The sequence below is a fragment of the Chitinophaga japonensis genome, from assembly GCF_007830125.1.
GTDB classification, from domain to species: Bacteria; Bacteroidota; Bacteroidia; order Chitinophagales; family Chitinophagaceae; genus Chitinophaga; species Chitinophaga japonensis.
Map to the genome: position 1 here is coordinate 728,216 of NZ_VLLG01000002.1, position 17,334 is coordinate 745,549.

At 57.2% G+C, this 17,334-nt stretch carries 16 protein-coding genes; 5 read left to right on the forward strand and 11 right to left on the reverse strand.

What is annotated here, in order from left to right; all coding sequences use genetic code 11:
• Positions 1-23: 23 nt before the first annotated feature.
• Genes LX66_RS02785 through LX66_RS02800 form a run of 4 tightly spaced genes read right to left on the reverse strand, consistent with a single transcriptional unit; the run spans position 24 to position 7,231 of the window.
• Entirely contained in the window at positions 24-1,343 is a 1,320-nt protein-coding gene (locus LX66_RS02785) for a c-type cytochrome domain-containing protein (protein ID WP_158642515.1), read from the reverse strand.
• Entirely contained in the window at positions 1,343-2,452 is a 1,110-nt protein-coding gene (locus LX66_RS02790) for an NHL repeat-containing protein (protein WP_145710364.1), read from the reverse strand. The genes LX66_RS02785 and LX66_RS02790 overlap by 1 nt, the downstream gene beginning before the upstream one ends.
• Positions 2,453-2,481: 29 nt before the next feature.
• Entirely contained in the window at positions 2,482-4,002 is a 1,521-nt protein-coding gene (locus LX66_RS02795) for a DUF1501 domain-containing protein (RefSeq protein ID WP_145710365.1), read from the reverse strand.
• A 4-nt stretch (positions 4,003-4,006) separates the two neighbouring features.
• The gene (locus LX66_RS02800; protein WP_145710366.1) at positions 4,007-7,231 is read right to left on the reverse strand and encodes a DUF1553 domain-containing protein; all 3,225 of its coding nucleotides are present in this window, start codon (positions 7,229-7,231) and stop codon (positions 4,007-4,009) included.
• A 150-nt stretch (positions 7,232-7,381) separates the two neighbouring features.
• Here LX66_RS02800 and LX66_RS02805 point away from each other — a divergent pair, with 150 nt between their 5' ends.
• The gene (locus LX66_RS02805; protein WP_145710367.1) at positions 7,382-8,254 is read left to right on the forward strand and encodes a helix-turn-helix domain-containing protein; all 873 of its coding nucleotides are present in this window, start codon (positions 7,382-7,384) and stop codon (positions 8,252-8,254) included.
• 2 nt (positions 8,255-8,256) lie between these two features.
• Here LX66_RS02805 and LX66_RS02810 read toward each other — a convergent pair whose 3' ends face one another.
• The 3 genes from LX66_RS02810 to LX66_RS02820 all read right to left on the reverse strand — a co-directional run bounded on the left by LX66_RS02810 (position 8,257) and on the right by LX66_RS02820 (position 12,270).
• Positions 8,257-9,462, reverse strand: a complete 1,206-nt coding sequence (locus LX66_RS02810; RefSeq protein WP_145710368.1) for a DUF1501 domain-containing protein — start codon at positions 9,460-9,462, stop codon at positions 8,257-8,259.
• Between the two features lie 15 nt (positions 9,463-9,477).
• Entirely contained in the window at positions 9,478-10,929 is a 1,452-nt protein-coding gene (locus LX66_RS02815) for a DUF1800 domain-containing protein (protein ID WP_170232337.1), read from the reverse strand.
• 132 nt (positions 10,930-11,061) lie between these two features.
• On the reverse strand, positions 11,062-12,270 hold the full coding sequence (locus LX66_RS02820) for a molybdopterin molybdotransferase MoeA (protein WP_145710369.1): 1,209 nt from the start codon (positions 12,268-12,270) through the stop codon (positions 11,062-11,064).
• 38 nt (positions 12,271-12,308) lie between these two features.
• Here LX66_RS02820 and moaC point away from each other — a divergent pair, with 38 nt between their 5' ends.
• Both moaC and LX66_RS02830 read left to right on the forward strand, forming a co-directional pair.
• On the forward strand, positions 12,309-12,800 hold the full coding sequence (gene moaC, locus LX66_RS02825) for a cyclic pyranopterin monophosphate synthase MoaC (protein WP_145710370.1): 492 nt from the start codon (positions 12,309-12,311) through the stop codon (positions 12,798-12,800).
• 23 nt (positions 12,801-12,823) lie between these two features.
• Positions 12,824-13,408 (forward strand): NTP transferase domain-containing protein, encoded by a 585-nt coding sequence (locus LX66_RS02830; protein ID WP_244620269.1) that lies wholly within the window; start codon positions 12,824-12,826, stop codon positions 13,406-13,408.
• On the opposite strand, the gene LX66_RS02835 is transcribed toward LX66_RS02830, so the two are convergent.
• Positions 13,405-13,821 carry a molybdopterin synthase catalytic subunit gene (locus LX66_RS02835; protein ID WP_145710371.1) on the reverse strand — a complete coding sequence of 139 codons (417 nt, stop codon included), beginning with the start codon at positions 13,819-13,821 and terminating at the stop codon, positions 13,405-13,407. The genes LX66_RS02830 and LX66_RS02835 overlap by 4 nt on opposite strands.
• A gap of 5 nt (positions 13,822-13,826) precedes the next feature.
• Positions 13,827-14,060: a molybdopterin converting factor subunit 1 gene (gene moaD / locus LX66_RS02840; RefSeq protein ID WP_145710372.1), complete on the reverse strand. Its 234-nt coding sequence runs from the start codon at positions 14,058-14,060 to the stop codon at positions 13,827-13,829.
• 83 nt (positions 14,061-14,143) lie between these two features.
• Here moaD and LX66_RS02845 point away from each other — a divergent pair, with 83 nt between their 5' ends.
• Both LX66_RS02845 and moaA read left to right on the forward strand, forming a co-directional pair.
• Positions 14,144-14,515 (forward strand): DUF7009 family protein, encoded by a 372-nt coding sequence (locus tag LX66_RS02845; RefSeq protein WP_145710373.1) that lies wholly within the window; start codon positions 14,144-14,146, stop codon positions 14,513-14,515.
• Between the two features lie 7 nt (positions 14,516-14,522).
• Positions 14,523-15,494: a GTP 3',8-cyclase MoaA gene (gene moaA, locus LX66_RS02850; protein WP_145710374.1), complete on the forward strand. Its 972-nt coding sequence runs from the start codon at positions 14,523-14,525 to the stop codon at positions 15,492-15,494.
• Here the strand turns inward: moaA and LX66_RS02855 are convergent.
• Complete coding sequence (locus LX66_RS02855) at positions 15,491-16,234, reverse strand: sulfite exporter TauE/SafE family protein (protein ID WP_145710375.1); 744 nt, start codon at positions 16,232-16,234, stop codon at positions 15,491-15,493. The genes moaA and LX66_RS02855 overlap by 4 nt on opposite strands.
• Before the next feature lie 12 nt (positions 16,235-16,246).
• Positions 16,247-17,332, reverse strand: coding sequence for a HesA/MoeB/ThiF family protein (locus LX66_RS02860; protein WP_145710376.1), 1,086 nt, complete (start codon positions 17,330-17,332; stop codon positions 16,247-16,249).
• Between the last annotated feature and the right edge of the window lie 2 nt (positions 17,333-17,334).

The window sequence follows — 17,334 nt, forward strand, 5'->3', positions numbered from 1 at the left end:
CTGCACTTTTGCTTTTTAGCCGCTCACTTCCCCGCTTTCCAGCTATACACCCGCCGGATCTGCGAATGCTGCGCCAGTTGCTGCACCGCGGCTTCGCTGATCCGGGTTTCATTCAGGTTCACCGCTTCCAGGTGCGGCAATGCCGCAATGTGCGCACTGATACCGTCGCCCAGGGGATTCTTTTCCAGGCGCAGCTTTTCCAGGTTGGTCAGCTCCTGCAGAAAGGCCAGGTCTTTTTCCGTAAAGCCGTTGGCCGACAGGTTGAGCCAGATAATATTCTTTCCTATTTTCAGCAGGTCGTCTTTTATTTCATTGATGGACCGGCCGGAACCGGCAGGCAGGGTAATGTCCAGCATGAGGGGCTGGTGCAGCATAACGCGCACCATCAGCCCTTTTTGCCGCAGCCGTGCAATGGCCTGCTGATCCGCCTGCAGGGGGATGTCCGGGTTGATGCGCTGCTCCACGCCGGCCACGGTTTCTACCGGTGCCGCGGTCCCGCCCAGGCCCAGGAAAGCGGCCACCTGCGCCTGTATGGCGGCCGGGTCTTTCAGCTCCCCGATCTTCTTTCCGCCGGCAGCGCTGGCCTGCGCTATCCACCAGCGGATAATGGCTACCTCTGATCTTTTCAGGGGCGGCTTGCCCTCCGCCGGCATAAAATCTTCGTGGTCCGGGTCCAGGGTAATGCGCTTGTACAATTCGCTTTGTTCCGGCTGACCGGCTACCAAGGCCGGCCCGCTTTTACCGCCCTTCAGCAGGGAGGCCAGGTCCTGTACGGACAGCTCGCCCTTCAGCTTGCCGGGGCGGTGGCATTGCCCGCATTTCTTTACCAGCATAGGCTGCACTACATCCTCGTAGATGAAAGCCTCTTCCACGCTGGCAGGCAGCGCACGCTTTTGTGCTGTTAAGACGGCCAGGCTCAGGTAATCATCGCCATGCGTAAGGCTGCCGCCCAGGTGCCCGGCATAACCGGTGAGCAGCAGCAGGCCGGCCAGCAGCGCAGAAAATGCCTTCGCCGGTAACTGCAATCTTGTACGTATGCGGGGAATGGTGAGCGCCCACAATACACCTGCCACAATCGCCAGGAAAATGCCGGAGCGCTTATGCCGGCCCAGTACGCCCGCATCATAATCGCCGGACAGTGACAGCAAATAGCCGAACCCGCAGGCCAGCGCTGCGGCGGCAAAACCGGCCAGCAGCGTTAAGGGCACCGCAGCCCGCAGGTAGGCATAGCGCGGCCGGTAGGCCAGCAGGTCAAACAGTACGGCCAGCAGTAAAAACCCGATGGGCAAATGCACGATCAGCGGATGCAGCCGCCCGGTAAAAGTGAAAATATCCAGCAGCATCAAACACGTGTTAGTTTTACGGGAGCCGTGTGGTGCGCGTTCCACTGGCATACGTACAGGTTCTTTTCATCGTCCACGCATACGTCGTGCCCATGCTGGAACACCGGGTTGGCCGCCTGCAGGGTGGGCTGCAGCACGCCGCCCTTGTATACCGGTGCAGCGCCGCCGGGGTTGGACACTACCTTGTTGTCCGCATCCAGTATGGTCACAAAGCCGGAGCTGTCAAACCGCTGGCCCTTCGCATCTTTGGACCAGCACACGCCGGCGTACAACTGCTGTTCGTCCATTACGGCGCGGCATACATACATACCCGGCAGGTCTATTTGTTTGATGAATTTTCCATCCAGGGTAAATACCTTGAAACAGTTCTCTTCCCGCGAGGAGCACACCAGCACCGGGTTACGGGGGTCCCGCAGGTCCACCGTCACGCCATGCGCGTTCACCAGGTTATGCGCTTTATCAGCATTGTGATGCCCGCCAAAATGCCGGATATACTCGCCCTTGCTGCTATACTGGATAATATAGTCGGAACCGTAGCCGTCCGCTACATAGATGTCGCCATTGGGCGCTACGGCTGTTTCCGTAGGCATAAAATGCTCGTCGTTCTTATAAATGCCAATGGTGCGCGGATGGCCGATGGCAAAGATCAGCCGCCCGTTCAGGTCTGTTTTCACCACCTGGCCGGCCTGCCGGTTCCAGGCGCCGCTACGGTCCTGGTACCAGCCGCAATCCGTGATCAGCAGGAAATCCTCGCCCCCTTCTTTGGAAAGCGTGAGCCCGTGCCCGCCGGGAAAGGCGGTGCCCCAGTAGTCCAGCAGCCTGCCGGATTTATCAAATACCAGGATGTTGTTGCGGGTGCAGTCGCCCAGCATGATCAGGCGCCCCTTGCTGTCCTGCACCATTTCATGGCAGTTGAACAAAGGGGTGTGGTTCACGCTGATCTTTGCCCAGTTCTTGTCTACTTTGTAGGTATAGTTGCCGTGGCCGATCGTCGCTTCGTCCGGCTGCAGGCCCTTGTGCAGGATGGAAAAACCGGCCACCGGTTTAGCCACTGCTACAGCAGAGGCCAGGGCCGTGTTGCGTAAAAAATCTCTTCTGGTTGAATGCATGGGATCTGATTGCAGGTTGTTTAAAAAGTTTATGAAGCCAGGATGCCCTGTACGATCTTTCCTTCCACATCCGTGAGCCGGAACCGCCTGCCCTGGAATTTATAGGTCAGCCTTTCGTGGTCTATGCCCATCAGGTACAATAACGTGGCCTGGAAGTCGTGCACATGCACCGGGTCCTTTACGATGTTGTAGCTGAAATCGTCTGTTTCCCCGTAGCTGATACCCGCCTTTACGCCGGCGCCGGCCATCCACATGGTAAAGCAGCGCGGATGGTGGTCGCGCCCGTAGTCGGTGGCGGTGAGCTTCCCCTGCGAATATACGGTACGGCCAAATTCCCCGCCCCATATTACCAAAGTATCTTCCAGCAGGCCCCTTCTTTTCAGGTCTTTGATCAGTGCGGCGGTAGCCTGGTCCGTGGCTTTGCATTGCTGGGCAATGGCCTGCGGCAGGTTGCCATGCTGGTCCCATCCCTGGTGATAGAGCTGCACGAACTTCACGTCCTTTTCCAGCAGCTTGCGGGCCAGTATGCAGTTGGCCGCATAGGTGCCGGGATCGCGGCTGTCCGGTCCGTACAGGTCAAACACTTCATCCGGTTCATCGGCCATGCTCATGGCTTCGGGCACGGAGGTCTGCATGCGGTAGGCCATCTCATACTGGGCAATGCGGGCATCCACTTCGGGATCGCCGTAGGCGCTGTTCTGCAACTGGTTGAGCTTTGTAAGATACTCCAGCATTTCCTTACGGTCTTTGCCATCGTAGCCCTCCGGGTTGTTGAGGAACAGCACGGGGTCCCCGCCGGCGCGGAACTGCACGCCCTGGTGTTTGGAGGGCAGGAACCCATTGCCCCACAGCCGGGCGTACAAAGGCTGATCTTTCTGCCCGTTCCTGGATACCAGCACAATAAAGGTGGGCAGGTTATGATTATCCGATCCCAGCCCGTAGCTGATCCAGGAGCCGATGGAAGGCCGGCCCGGCAACTGGTTGCCGGTCTGGAAAAAAGTAATGGCCGGATCATGGTTGATGGCTTCGGAATACAGCGATTTTACGATACACAGGTCGTCCACCACCTGCGCGGTATGCGGCAGCAGCTCGCTCACCCAGGTTTCATTTTTCCCGTGCCGGTTGAATTTATAAATGGAAGGTGCCACCGGCAGTTGGCTCTGGTTGGCGCTCATGCCCGTAAGCCGCTGCCCGTTGCGCACGGAGGGCGGCAGGTCCTGCCCCAGCATGGCGGCCAGGCCGGGCTTGTAATCAAAGGTCTCTATCTGCGAAGGCCCGCCGCTCATAAAGAGGTACACCACTCTTTTGGCTTTGGGCGCAAAATGCGGCAGCGCTTTCAGGATATCGGCCTCTGCCCCGGCAGCAGCGCCGGCGGCCGCTTTGGGCGAGCTGCCGAAAAGGTCGCGGCCCAGCAGCGATCCCATGGCCAGCGCGCCCAGGCCCAGGGAGGTTTTGGTGAGAAAGGTGCGCCGGTCCAGCTTTTTATTGAGCTGCCGGAAATCCGGCGTATGCAGCTTGAATATCTCGTCGTGGTGATGATGATGTCCCATATGCTTATCGTTTGGTAAGGGCGGCGTCGGAATTAAGGATGGTGTTGGCTACCACGGTATTGGCCGCTATCAATGCCGGGGCCAGGTTTTTATCTGCGGCGTGCTGACCGGTATGCAGCCAGCCCCTGGCTTTTGCCGGGTGCTGGCGGAAGCGCTGCTGCTCCTGGTTGCGCAACGCGGTGAGCAGCTCCAGTTCTTTGGGCGCCGGCCTGCGGCCGGTCAGCTTCCGGTAAGTGTCTATGATGGCCTGCCGGTTGTTGCCGGCTTTGCACATCTGCTCGCCCAGCACGCGGGAGGCTTCTATAAAAGTAGGATCGTTCAGCGTTACCAATGCCTGCAGCGGGGTATTGGTTTGCTGCCGCCTGGCCACGCAGTAGCTGCGGGAAGGCGCGTCAAAAGTGGCCAGGGTAGGATTGGGCACGGAGCGTTTCACCACTACGTACAGGCTTCGCCGGTAGACCGCCTGGCCGGTATCCGGCACATAATGGGTATTGTTGATCTCCCACAATCCTTCCGGCTGGTAAGGCTTCACGCTTTTGCCCCCTGTGCGCAGGTTGATCAGGCCACTGGCCATCAGCGCATTGTCGCGGATCATTTCGGCGCTTAGCCGGTTGGCCGGGCCGTGGGACAGCAGGCGGTTCTCCGGGTCCTTTTCCTGCACCACCTTAGCGGCGCGGGAATCCTGCCGGTAGGTAGCGGACATGACGATCTGCTTGCACAGTTGCTTCACATCCCAGCCGGACTCGCGGAAGCGGATGGCCAGCCAGTCCAGCAGTTCCGGATGGCTGGGCATCTCGCCCTGGTTGCCAAAATCGGCCGCTGTTTTTACCAGCCCGGTGCCAAAGAAATGCTGCCACAGGCGGTTCACTTCCACCCTGGCAGTGAGCGGGTTGTCTTTATCCGTGAGCCAGAGGGCCAGCCCGTAGCGGTTCTTCGGTAATTTTTCCGGGAACGGTAAGATGGCTGCCGGCGTATTCGGGAACACTTCCGGGCCTGGCGCATCATAATTGCCTCTTAGCAGGATATGCGTTTTACGCGGCACAGGCATTTCCTGCATAACCATCAGCTCCGGTACATTCTCCGTGGAATCCGCCAGTATAGTACGTACTTGCGTGAGCGCGGCAAGGGCTTTCCCCATGCCGGGGTCCACGGCAGCACAATAATATTCCTGCAATACCTGCCTTGCAGCCGGGGGCAGTTGTTCCGGCGCGGCGCCTGCAACATCCGCCCAGCGCGCTTTCCCGGCAATGATCTTTATTTCATACGGCGTCAGCACGCGGTTGTATACCAGCACATCATCCGCCTGCCCGCCTTTGAAACCCAGGCCCCGCCACCAGCCGCCTACCTGCAGGCCGGGCTGCTGCCCGATGGTGAACAGGATGTCCTTGGTCAATTGGTCCATGGTGGTTTGCAGGGGCAGCGGCGCGCCATCCTGGTACAACTGCAGGCCGGCGGCCCTGGAAGAGCCGTCGTAGGTAAGCGTGAGCTGTATCCAGCGATCCCGCGGCATGGGTGCTTTGGCAATGCGGGTAATGGCGTTGGACGGCGCGGTATGGGCCATGTTCACTTCCAGCCGGCCATCCTTCAGGTACAGGTGATAGCCCCTGAAATTATACAGGCGCTCCGCCAGGCTTTTGTGGAAGATCACGCCTTCCTGTAAATCTTTTGGAATGTTCACCCATATGCCGATGCTGAAAGGCTCCGAGCGGCGGAAGATGCCGGTAGTGCCCAGGTCCAGCCAGGTATCGCCGTTCAGCACCAGGGCCTTGCCATTGTTATGCGATGCAAATACCGGCGCATCGCCGGCCTGACCGGTTTCCCGCTTCATGGCGCCTGCCTGCGCGGGACGCACACTATTACGGAAAGCGGCATTGTCCAGCGTGTAATGCGCCTGCAGCCCGGCCTGTGGAACGCTTTCACCGGCCAGTTCTTTATAGCGGCCGGCCTGCACCCAATTCTTAAACGCGGTGGCAGCAGCGGCTTTTGCCTGCGCTACCTGCTGCTCCTGTTCCCCTACCCGCTTTTGCAGGAACTGCAGCACCTGCTCCTTTTCCTTACCCGGCAGCATGAGCGTGGGCGTAGGTAGGGCATCGTCCCAGGATATCTGCCCGGCTTCCTTTACATTGTTGAAGAAGCTGAACAGCTCGTAATAATTCTTTTGCGAAACGGGATCATACTTGTGGTCATGGCAGCGCGCGCAGCCCGTGGAAATGGCCAGGAAGGCCTCGCCAAAGGTATTGGTGCGGTCCACCACGTATTCTGCCTGGAACTCTTCTTCTATAATGCCGCCTTCCATGTTCTGCGGATGGTTGCGGTTAAAAGCGGTGGCAATGATCATTTCTTTTGTGGGATGGGGCACCAGGTCGCCGGCCAGTTGCCATTGTACGAATGTATCATAAGGCAGGTTGCGGTTAAAGGCCTGTATCACCCAGTCGCGGTAAGGCGACATATCCCGCAGCCGGTCTACCGTATAGCCGTGGGAGTCTGCAAAACGGGCGATGTCCAGCCAGTCCGTGGCCATCTGCTCGCCGTAATGCGGGGAGCGCAGCAGGCGGTCCACCTGTTTCTCATAGGCATCCGGCGATGGGTCTTTCAAAAAAGCATCTATTTCAGGCAGCGTAGGCGGCAGGCCGGTCAGGTCCAGCGAAAGGCGGCGCAGCAGCAGCTCGCGGTCCGCTTCTTTGGAAGGCTTTAATCCTTCCTGCTCCAGCCGCTGCAGAATAAAGTTGTCAATGGGATTGTGGATCGTATAACCTTCCTTTTCCAGCTCCGGCACCGGCGTTTTCTCCGGCTTTACAAATGCCCAGTGGGGCTTGTATTTAGCGCCCTGCTGTATCCACTTTACCAGCACCGCTTTTTCCCGGGCGCTCAGTTGCAGGTGCGACTCCGGGCTGGGCATTTTATAATCCGGGTCTGAAGAAAGAATGCGGTGAAACAGCTCGCTACCCCGCAGGCTGCCGGGATCAATGGCTACCTTGCCGGGGCTTTCCGGCAGTTCGGCATAGGCGGCATCCGGTAAGTCCAGGCGCAGGCCCGCTTTCTGCTTGGCTTTGTCCGGCCCGTGACAGGCAAAACATTTATCGGACAGCACAGGCTTTACATCCTTGTTATAATCTAACTTTTCCGGCAACGTGTTATAGGCGGCAGCTACATCATCCGGCAGGTCGGGAGAACAGGCATACAGGCAGCAGCCTGTTATCAGCAGCACTAATAAACGTGGAACGTGCATAGCTTGACGGAAGGTTTGGTAAAAGAATAACTATGCTAAAAGTACTACAGCGCCCGCCGGAAATCCTTATACAAACACCACGGTTTTTTGCACAAATCCGACTTTTATGCGTATTTTCCGGGAAAACTGGCTGCCAGCTTACGGAAAGCTATGAACAAACTTGTATTAAAAACCACGTTTTCGCTGCTGAATGTCGACTATGTACAACTGGACGAAAGCTGGAATTACCGCAATGTGACCAGCACCTTCTACCGTATTTACCTGATAGACGACGGCAGCGGGGTACTGTACAACCCGGCCAGCTCCCTTACGCTGGAAAAGGGCTTCCTGTACCTGATCCCCAGCTTTACTACCTGTAACTATTATTGCGCAGATTACCTGGGCCAGTATTACGTTTCGTTCATAGAGGATGCGCCGGACGGGGCTTCCCTCTTTGCCAACAACCGGCGCATCCTGAAAGTGCCGGCTACGGAGGCAGACGGGGTGCTTTTCCGGCGCCTGCTGGCGCTGAACCCCGACCGGGGCCTGAAAAGCTCCTATGATCCGAAGGTGTATGAAAAATACCCCGTGCTGCAAAGCTTCCGGGAAATGAACAATTATTCTCCCTTCTCCGCCTACGTGGAAACGCAGGGCATTATCCTGCAATTGCTTTCGCGCTTTCTCACGCCGGAATGCTTCCAGTCGCCGGCCGCCATGATCCATTCCAGGGTATCCGATGCGATTGATTACATACTCACCAACCTGCACCGGCCGCTCACCGTGGCGCACCTGGCGCAGCGGGCCAACCAGCACCCGGATTATTTTTCCCGGCTGTTCCGGGAGCATACGGGCGAGCGCCCGCTCTCCTATATCCAGTTAAAAAGAATTGAAAGGGCGCAGTTCCTGCTGGTGAATACTGATCTGCCACTGGCGCAGATCGCTGCGGAGACGGGCTTTGAGAGCCTGTCTTATTTCACGCGGCTCTTCAAAGAAAAGACGGCGCAAACGCCGGGGGAATATAAAAGGAACAACTGCTCATTCTAAACTCAGATAAAATCCAGGTGCCCGTACTGCTGTTGCAGGATGGCCTTGTCATCGGCAGCCAGCCACTTGCCTAACAGGGTGGCATATACGCTTTTAAAGTCCACCTTGTACTGCAGGTCGCCTTCGTTCAGGTTGGCCAGGTCCGGGCCTTCATTCAGCAATCCCTGGCGCGCCAGGCCGCCGCCCAGCAGGAACATGTTGTTGGCCGTGCCATGGTCCGTGCCGCCGCTGGCGTTCTGGCCCACCCGGCGCCCGAATTCAGAAAAGGTCATTACCACTACATCCTGGAAACGGTTGTTCGTTTTCAGGTCTTTCACAAATGCCGTTACCGCTTCGTCCAACTGCTTGAACAGCCTTTCCTGCTGCCCCTGCTGGTTCACATGCGTATCAAAGCTGCCATGGGACACATAGTATACCTTGGTATTGATATCGGACATGATCAGCTCCGCGATCACCTTCATATTGCGCCCCAGCGGCGTGCGGGGATAGGTTTCCTTTGACTTGTAGGTTTTGAATTGCTGCTGTATGTAGGAGGCGGAGGAAATAGTTTCCGCCATGGTCTTGTACAGATAATCCACGTTCTGGTGCGCATGCTCCTGCGGGGCGTGGGCATGCATCAGCTCTTTAAAATAGGCTTCGTTGCTGGTATTGTAAAGTCTGTTGGGGTCTACAAAGGCCAGGCCTTTGTTGGACGCGCCTTTCATAGCCAGGCTCAGGGTATCGTCTATTTCCAGCGCCTGCGTGGGCTTGTCGCAGCCCTTGCACTGCGCATCCAGGTAGCGCCCGATCCAGCCGGTGCTCCAATAATCGCGGGACTCGCTGGCGGAGTGCCAGATGTCCATGGAGCGGAAATGGCTCCGGTCCGGGTTAGGGTAGCCTACATTGTTGAGGATGCCCATGGCGCCATCGTCGTACAGGGACTTTAGTCCCGTAAGGGAGGGGTGCAGGCCCATTTCATCCGTAAGGGAGAGGGCGGCCTCCCGTTTGATGCCCAGCACGGGGCGCATTTTGTAATAGATATCGTTCCGGTAAGGGATCACCGTGTTCAGCCCGTCGTTGCCGCCGGAAAGCTGTATCACCACCAGCACCTTGTTGCCGGGGGGCACCAGGTTCCCCTTTTCAAATGCTTTCAGGAACCTGGGCATCATGGCGGCGGCGGAAGCCAGGGAGCCTACCTGTAAAAAACGGCGTCTGTTTAGTATTAACATGGTCTGGCAATTAGATTAACACAATTGATACTCCGGCGTGCTCATCACATCAATGGTCACGGTCTTGATATAGTTGTCGCGGGTGGAGGCGTCGGCATATTTGTCCAGCAGCGGTTTATCCGCGCCGGCATTTTTCACCAGCAGGGAGCCGGCAATTTCACCGGCCAGCCGTTCCCGGGGAATGTCCCGGTACGTATCCAGGTAAGGCTGCCAGTTGACCTTCGCATTCACACGGCGCGCGTAGAGCTTGCGCAGGGTGTTATTGAGCTGCAGCGTCATTTTGTAGCGCTGCCCTTCGCCCATTTCCGGCGTGATCTCCTTGGGTTTGGCGTGCAGCTCCTGGGAGTAGAGGATCACCTGCGGCAGGCGCAGGCGGAACATCAGGCTGGAGCTGTCTATCCAGTTACGCCCACCGGGCCAGCCGGCCACGTTGGGCGGGTAGAACAACTGCTGCCCCAGCACGCCCTGGAACAACAGCATCACGGCTTCCTGCTCAAACTCCATAGGAATGGTGCGGCGCAGCCCTACCAGCAGCTCTACCGGCGGTTTTATGCGGTTGCCTACATGCATATCATCGTAAAACCAGTCTGCCATGAATATCTCGCGCATCAGGGCGCTGATATCATAACCGGACTGGTAAAATTTATCCGCCAGTATGTTCACTCTCGCCTCATCTGTGTTGACATCGTCCACGAAATAACGGTATATCTTGGCGGTAATGAACCGGGCGGTCTGCCGCTGTTCCAGCAGTATCTGCAGCATATCGTCCCCGTTGAAACGGCCTGTTTTGCCTAGCACGGTCTTTTCCCCCTCGTCATGGATCTTTTCCCGGAAAACAAATTGCCCTTCCTGGTCAAAGCCCCAGCCGGTAAAGGCCCGGGCGGCTTCTTTCACATCCTGCTCGGTATAGTGGCCCCGGCCCATGGTGAACAGCTCCATGACCTCGCGGGCAAAATTTTCATTAGGGTGTCGCTTGCGGTTCTGCTGGTTGTTCAGAAACGCCAGCATGGCCGGGGTTTTGGACACACCGCTCAGCAGGTCCCCGAAATTGCCCAACGCATGCTCCCGGATCACCTGCAGCAGTTGCTGGTTAAAGATCACGTTCTGCGTACGGCAGGCAAAATGCCCGTGCCAGAACAGCGCCATTTTTTCGCGCAGCGGGTAGTTACTCCCGATCATGGCCTGCACCCAGGCAATGTTCAGGTCCTTTACGCCCTGGGTGTTCATTTGCCGCACCTGCTTGCGCTCCTCCGCGCTCATGCTCTTCATTTTCCGGTAGTCCGGCAGCTCGGAGGCGCCAATAACGGTGACCGGCTCCAGCGCCGCTTTTTCAGGACCGGACAGTAAACGGTGCACGACCGCTTTCCGGCGTTTATGCGTCCACTTTAGCACTTCCGGCAATGGTTCGCCAAAGCCGGCCCGCCAGGCCAGGTGCTGCATCTGTAGCTTTTCGGGTACCGAAACCATATATTATGAAGATTTCTTGTTAAGACAATAAAAAGCCAGCCAGGTTTAATAAATAGCTATTAGCAACCAGGTGCCGCAAACAATACGCCAGACGCCTGTTAATACTGTTAATTTTCTGCTAAGAGCTACCTGCTACCGGTATCTCCATACGGGAAAACATTCCCCTTCCCGGAAGCTGTCCTGCGTGGCCGGCAGCTCCATAAAAGCATCCGCCCTCAGCAGGCCGGCCAGGTCGCCGGAACCATGATAGGTATGGGGCACCGCCCGCCACTGCCCGGAAGGCTGCGGCACAAGCTGTACCGGCAGGAAATAGGTCAGGGGTTTATCAAACAGTACATCGGCGCCCAGTTCAGCGCAAGGCGCGGGCGGCAGCTCATGCCCCATGCCTGCCAGCAGCCAGGGCTGTATGTACCGGTAAAAGCACATAAAGCCGGATACCGGGTTGCCGGGCAGGGCAAATACTACCGGCCCCTGTTGGAACACGCCGAACAGGAAGGGCTTGCCGGGGCGCTGCTGTACTTTATGAAAAATACGCTGCATGCCCAGTTGCGCCAGCACCTGCGGCAGGTGGTCATACTTGCCGGCAGATACGGCGCCGGAGCAGATCCAAACATCCGCATCCAGCAGGGAATGCAGCAGCTCCTGCATGGCATGCTCGTTGTCCGCAACGTGATGGCAGGTAGCGGCAATGCCCAGCGCCTGCAGGGAAGCGGCCAGGGTCCAGGCATTGGACCGGCGGATCTGGTGGGGGGCAGGTGTATCGGTCACCTCCACCAGCTCATCGCCGGTGGAAATGATAGCCACCTTTGGCAGGCGGGCCACGAGCACCTGGTCTTTACCCACGGTGGCCAGTACCCCGATCTCTGCAGCCGTGATCCGTGTACCGCTGATGATCAGGGTTTCGCCGGCAGCTACGTCCGTGCCCTGCCAGTGGATATGCTGTTTTTTGCTGACCGGCTGCGTAATGGTAAAACGGCGGAAGCCCTCATGCTCGGCAGCCTGCAGGTGCTCATAGGGCACCACGGTATCCGTCAGCTCCGGCAGCACGGCCCCGGTCATTACTTCCAGGCAGTTGGCCATATTGGCCAGTTGCTTGCCCGGCATACCGGCCGCCTGTATGTCCTCTACCCCGAAAATGGTCTGTCCTTTGGCATAGCTTTCCTCAAAGTTGATGGCGATACCATCCATCATTACGCGGTGGTACGGCGGGAAAGGCCGGTCTGCCGTTACCGGCTCCCGCAATATCCTGCCGGCCGCTGCCGTAAATGGCACCTGCTCCGTACCCAGATCTCGCACCGTATTCATCACAGCAGCATAAGCGGTAGATACATCTAACAGCATTGTAGTAACTTTGAGTGACTTTGTAAATTTATTCTTTTATGGCCAATGCATCAAGCCCCCAGCCGTTCTCGCACCTGGATGACCAGAACCGGCCGGCAATGACGGACATCAGCGACAAAAGCATCACCATCCGTATAGCCGTTGCCGAAAGCCGCATCTGGCTGCCGGAAGTGGTGCGCCGCCAATTCAGCAACGGCGACATCACCACCCGAAAGGGAGCCGTGTTCCAGACCGCCATCATCGCAGGTATTATGGCCGCGAAGAAAACGCCGGAGCTGATCCCGCTCTGCCACACGCTTTTGCTGGATAATTGCAGTGTAGACATCCAACTGGCGGAGGAGGAAGCCGTGGTCCGCTGCACCGTGAAGACCACGGGCAAGACCGGCGTGGAAATGGAAGCGCTCACCGGGGCCAGCGTAGCGGCGCTCACTATTTACGACATGTGTAAAGTATTTACCCACGAGATGGTGATCCGCGAAACAAAACTGATCAGTAAAACAGGGGGGAAGCGGGACGTGATCGTACCGTAATTTTAAATCATCAACAGCAGCAAGTGACAACAACTACATTAAAAGGACTGGTATTATGCGGCGGCTACAGCACCCGCATGCAGCAGGATAAAAGCAGCATTGCCTATCATGGCATGCCACAGTGGCAATACCTGTACACCTTGCTGGAAGCGGTAGTGCCGGAGGTGTATATTTCCTGCCGCCCGGACCAGCAGCCGCTTTTTGAAGGCCATGCCCCCCTGATACCGGACAGCGTAACAGAGGGTGGCCCGGCCGCGGGCCTGCTGAGCGCCCATGCTGCCTTCCCGGAGGCCGCCTGGCTGGTGCTGGCCTGCGACCTGCCCCTTATCAGCCACCAGAGCCTGCGCCACCTGGCCGCTTTCCGCAACCCGGGAAAAGCGGCTACCGCCTTTATCAGCCCCGTCAACCAGCTACCGGAACCGCTCATCGCCATCTGGGAGCCCCGGGGACTGGAGGTATTGCGCCAGAGCGTGGCTACGGGCAAGCAATGCCCCCGCAAGGCTTTATTACAAACAGATATACAAGTGTTGGAAAATCCTTATGCGGTAGAACAGTTCAATGCCAATACGCCGGAAGAAATGGCGGAAGCGAAGAAAAAAATTGGCTAGGGATGTGCCGCCACCCATACCTCCCCGTCCTCGAAATATTCCTTTTTCCAGATAGGCACGGTTTCCTTCAGGGTATCAATGGCGTATTGGCAGGCGGTAAAGGCAGCGCCCCGGTGCGGCGCAGCAGCAGCGATCACTACTACCGTATCGCCAGGCAGCTTTTCCCCGCTTACATGCAGGATGGCTATTTTGTGGATGCCCATGGTCTCGCGGGTATATTGGGCGATCTTTTCCATTTCCAGCAGGGCCATGGGGGTATAGCACTCAAAAAAGAGCCGGTGCACCTTTTTTCCCCTGGTCTGGTTCCTCACCGTACCTACAAAAACGGCCACCCCGCCGCATTCCGGCGTTTGCACAAAATCCGTGGCCTCCTGTACGGTAATATGGTCCTTTATGGCGGTTAATATGTTCATGATCCTCATCCTCCGCTTACCGGCGGTATTACGGCTATTTCATCGCCCGGCTGCAGGGCCTCGTTATCCCCGGCGTATACTTTGTTGACCGCTATCATGCAGGAGCGCAGCTCCCGCAGCCGCGGATAGCGGTTGTACAGGTGCTCCCGCAGGGCCGCCACCTGCTGTACAGGCGTTTCCAGCTCTATGACCGGCGCGCCGGCGATGTCCTTTGCAATGCCAAATAGTAAAATCCTCATACCTGTCTGCAAATTATTGCTTTAAAACTACAATATACCCTGCATAAAATAGTATTTTTGGTTAAGTTGAAGATTGCACTATTATGAAGATCAGGATCAGGGGAAACAGTATCCGGTACCGGCTGGATAAGCAGGACATCACCGCCCTGCAGCAAACCGGGAAAGTGGAGGCAGACACGCAAATAGGGCCGCAGGCGCTGCATTTCTGCATCAAGGCCAAAGATACCGCCAACGCTGCCATCAAGCTGGAAGCATTCGGGGTGCACCTCTCACTGCCACGCACGGAAGTGGACCAATGGACACAAACGGAGCAGGTGGGCATTGAGCGCGAGCTGCCCAACGCCGATGGCTCCGTACTGAAACTACTGGTGGAAAAGGACTTTAAATGCCTTACCCAGCGCGACGAGGATGACAGCCAGGCCTTTGACAACCCGTTGGCCGGGCATAACTGCTGAGTGAACAATGCTGACAGACGCACATAACCGCACCATCAATTATGTAAGACTGGCCGTAACAGACCGGTGCAACCTGCGCTGCAGCTACTGCATGCCGGAGCATATGCAGTTCCTGCAACGGAAGGAGCTGCTGACCTACGAGGAGATCATCCGGGTGATGCAACTGCTGGCCGTGGAAGGCGTGAGCAAGGTGCGCATTACCGGCGGCGAGCCTTTCCTGCGCAAAGACCTCCTGCACCTGCTGGAGCAACTGGTGCAGCTCCCCGGCATGGCGCAACTGTCCATTACCACCAACGGCGTGCTGACCCGCTCCTTCATCCCTGCCCTGCAGGACCTGGGCATCCGGCATATCAACCTGAGCCTGGATACCCTGCAACGCGATAAATTCCGCCGCATTACCTTCCGGGATGAATTTAATGCAGTAATGGACACCCTGGAAGCGCTGCTGCAGTACAACATGCAGGTAAAAATAAACACCGTGGTGATGGATGGCGTGAATACGGACGAGCTGCTGGCTTTTGCCGCACTGACCAAAGACCGTCCCCTGGGCGTGCGCTTCATAGAAGAAATGCCTTTTAACGGCCATGGCAAATCCTTTTCCGGTCCGCTGTGGCATTATGAGCATATCCTGGATACCCTGCGCAGCGCGTACCCCCTGGAAAAGATACCCGATGCGCCCAATGCCACCTCCCTCAACTACCATATTCCCGGCCACCAGGGCCATGTAGGCGTGATACCGGCCTACAGCCGCACTTTCTGCGGCAGTTGCAACCGCATCCGCATTACGCCTACCGGCGGGCTGAAAACCTGTCTCTATGGTAAAGATGTGATCAATGTAAAGGACCTGTTAAGGCAGGGCGCTACGGACGAATATTTAATGCAAGCGGTGCAACAGGCCATTCACCGCCGTTTTGCCAATGGATTTGAAGCGGAAGCGGATAATGAGCGGATGGTGAGCATGTCGGAGATAGGGGGTTAATGCCACAACATCCTCACCCCCGCATACAATATCAGCAGCGCCGTTACGCCCTCCACCCAGCGTGGCTTCAGCCAGCCGGCGCTCATGCGGGAGCCGATCTGCCCGCCCACGATCACGGACAGCATAAGCGGCAGGGCAAAATGCGGGGAAAACACGATCTCTCCTTTCGCCGCCTGTCCCAGCAGGCCGGCAATGGAATTCACCAGTATAAAGAAACTGCAGAGGCCAGCAATGTTCTTGGCCGTATCATACCGCCCCAGGCGCAGGATAGGCGCCAGGTAAATACCGCCGCCAATCCCCGTCATACCGGACAGCACCCCGATCAGCATACCCGTTATACCATACTTGTAAACTTTTTGAGAACGGTCCGGATCGGGCATGTAGCTTTTCTCAAAGAAAAGACGGTAGCACATGAACAACGCCGCCAGCGTGAGCGCAATGCCCAGCAGTAAAAAGAAGGTGGCCTGCTTCAGCGGCAGGTAGCTGCCCACAAAAGCCATCGGCACACTCACCAGGCTGAGCTGCAAGGCCCTTTTCAGCGGCAGGTGGCCGCTCCTGTAAAAATGATACACCCCGCCCGTTACCACCACTACATTGCACAGCAGGGCGGTGGATTTCATCAACTGGAAATCAATGCCCCACAGCGCCATCAGCGCCAGGTAGCTGGAACCGCCCCCAAAGCCGGCAGAGGAATACAGTAATGCGATCAGGAAAAACAAAAGACAAAGCTCTATGACCATAAGCAGTGGGTATCAATAGATCAGCATGTTATCATCAATCTCTTCCGCCCAGGCATGAATGCCACCTTCTACATTGAATACGGATTGAAAGCCGGCCTCCGCCAGTTGCAGCGCTACTATGCGGCTGCGCATGCCGTGATGGCACAATACCGCCACCGGCACGTGCTGCTGCAAATGTTGCATCGCATTGGGCACCGCTCCCATGGGAATGTGCTGCGCCTGCGGCAGGTGGCAGATGTCCCATTCATCCATTTCCCGCACATCCAGTAGCTGCAGGGGTTTGCCGGAGCCCAGCCACTGCTGCAGTTGTTGTACGCTCAGGCTTTGTATGGCGCCCGGGGCGCATACGCCCTGCGCATAATCGGCCTGCAGCTCCCGGATATCATGATTGCCCGGTACCGGCTTCACTTCAAAAATATGATGGGCGTTATACAGCGTATCTATGGTAAGTAACTGGTTGGCCAGCGGCGCGCCAATGCCGCAAAGCACCTTTACCGCTTCGTTGGCCTGGTAGCAGCCAATAATGCCGGGCAGCACGCCCAGCACGCCTATTTCGCTGCAATTCAGCATATCGCCGGCCTGCGGCGCTTCCGGGAACAGGCAGCGGTATGTGGCGCTGCCCCGGTGGTTGAACACGCTTACCTGCCCTTCGTATTTATAAATAGCGCCGTAAATAAAAGGCTTATCCAGGATCACGCAGGCATCATTCACCAGGTAACGGGTGCCGAAATTGTCAGAGCAATCTATCACTACATCATACTGCGCAATAATGGACAAGGCATTGTCCGGTACCAGGAACTCCGGGTGCTGCACAAAGCGCACCTCCGGGTTGAGCTGCTGCAGGCGCTGCACGGCCAGTGGCAGCTTGGGCTTACCTTCGTCCTGGGTGGTATACAACACCTGCCGCTGCAGGTTGGTAAGGGAAACATTATCCTGCTCCACGATGCCCAGTTTTCCTATACCCATTGCCGTTAGGTATTGCAGCACGGGCACGCCCAGCCCCCCCGCGCCGATCACCAACGCGCCGGCCTCCCGCAGCGCCTGTTGTTTGGCAGGGCCAAAGCCTTCCAGTCTTACCTGTCGGTCATATCGTTGCATCG